The sequence below is a fragment of the Brevibacillus sp. LEMMJ03 genome, assembly GCF_007197875.1.
In the GTDB taxonomy this organism is placed as follows: domain Bacteria; phylum Bacillota; class Bacilli; order Brevibacillales; family Brevibacillaceae; genus Brevibacillus; species Brevibacillus thermoruber.
Window position 1 is genome coordinate 1 of record NZ_VKJN01000136.1, and the last position, 212, is coordinate 212.

Annotated in this window: 2 tRNA genes; both read left to right on the top strand. The window is 56.6% G+C overall.

From position 1 onward, the window contains the following. Positions 1–51 precede the first annotated feature (51 nt). Positions 52–127: transfer RNA gene (locus FOI68_RS23155), tRNA-Thr, on the top strand. A gap of 8 nt (positions 128–135) precedes the next feature. After that, positions 136–212: transfer RNA gene (locus FOI68_RS23160), tRNA-Glu, on the top strand.

Genomic DNA, 212 nt, shown 5'->3' on the forward strand with positions numbered 1-212 from the left:
TGTTAACCGATCGGTCGGGGGTTCGAGTCCCTCCCGAGGAGCCATTCATCTGCTCCTGTAGCTCAGTCGGTAGAGCGCTTCCATGGTAAGGAAGAGGTCGCAGGTTCGATTCCTGTCGGGAGCACCATAACACTCGGCCCGTTGGTGAAGTGGTTTAACACAGCAGCCTTTCACGCTGTCATACAGGGGTTCGAATCCCCTACGGGTCACCA